Source organism: Collinsella sp. AM28-11LB, from assembly GCF_003469895.1.
Taxonomy (GTDB): domain Bacteria; phylum Actinomycetota; class Coriobacteriia; order Coriobacteriales; family Coriobacteriaceae; genus Collinsella.
This window is the reverse complement of the sequence record NZ_QSKJ01000028.1, coordinates 1-1,267: the sequence shown is the minus strand read 5'-3', so window position 1 is coordinate 1,267 and position 1,267 is coordinate 1. Positions and strand designations below refer to the sequence as shown.

1 protein-coding gene is annotated in these 1,267 nt (G+C 65.4%); it reads right to left on the bottom strand.

Features of this window, described 5'->3' with window-relative positions; translation table 11 throughout:
- Window position 1 precedes the first annotated feature (1 nt).
- The gene (arcA, locus tag DW732_RS09715; RefSeq protein WP_117735747.1) at window positions 2-1,243 is read right to left on the bottom strand and encodes an arginine deiminase; all 1,242 of its coding nucleotides are present in this window, start codon (window positions 1,241-1,243) and stop codon (window positions 2-4) included.
- Window positions 1,244-1,267: the final 24 nt, after the last annotated feature.

Genomic DNA, 1,267 nt, shown 5'->3' with positions numbered 1-1,267 from the left:
CTTAGAGGTCCTCGCGCCAGAAGGGCATGCTCATGCAGCGCGGGCCGCCACGGCCGCGGGAGAGCTCGGCGGAGGGCACGACGAGAAGGTCCAGGCCCTCCTTGTACAGCACGTCGTTGGTGACGGTGTTGCGGGCGTAGACGCAGATCTTGCCGGGCTCGACGCACAGGGTGTTGGAGCCGTCGTTCCACTGCTCGCGGGAGGCCGCGATCGGGTCGCCGCCGCCGCAGGGGATCAGCTTGACCTGGTCGACGCCGGTGGCGTCCTCCAGGACGTGCTCGAGGGTGTCCTCGATCAGGCGGATGTTGACCTCGCCCGGGTTCTTGCCGGCGGTCAGCTCGTAGACGCGCAGGGTGCCCATGATGGCGGGGTGGATCGTGAACTTATCGACGTCGATCTGGGTGAAGACCGTGTCGAGGTGCATGAAGGCGCGCGAGACCGGGATGTCGAAGGCCAGGATGCGCTCGACCTTGGAGTCGGAGTTCCAGAAGATGTTCTGGGCCATGACGTCGATGGCGGCCGCCTGGGTGCGCTGGGAGATGCCGACGGCGAGGGTCTTCTCGTTGATGTTCAGCACGTCGCCGCCCTCGGTGTGGAACTGGCAGTCGCGGCGGAAGTACAGGGAGACGTCCTTGTAGTCGGGGTGGTACTTGAAGACGTACTTGCCGTACAGGGTCTCGCGGTTGCGGGTGACCGAGTACATGCGGTTGAGGTTGACGCCCTCGCCGACGACCGCGAACGGGTCGCGGGTGAAGTAGAGGTTGGGCATCGGGTCGATGATCAGGTCGGACTCGGACTCGGAGTTGACCAGGGAGTCGAGGGTCGTGGACGCCGTGAGGGGCATGTCGATCTCGGCCTTGGTCATGCCGGCCATGGTCTTCTTGACGAACTCGAGGTTGTCCTCGATGGAGTCCAGCTTCTCGCGGACGATCTGCGGCATGCGCTGGCCGCGGATGCCCGCCTCGGCGATGTACTGGTCGGTGAACTCGGCGCGGGCGCCGGGGACCTGGTCGAACACCTCTGCGACGAGGTTCTCGAGGTAGAGCACCTCCACGCCCTGGTCCCTCAGGATCTGGGCGAAGGTGTCGTGCTCCTGCTGCGCGACCTCAAGGAACGGGACGTCGTCGAACAGGAGTCGCTCGAGCTCGTCGGGCGGCAGGTTGAGGAGCTCGTCGCCGGGACGGTGCAGGCAGACCTTCCTGAGCTTGCCGATCTCGGAAGGCACGTGCAGACCTTTCGTCATGGCCTCCTACCTTTCTTTCGGGCC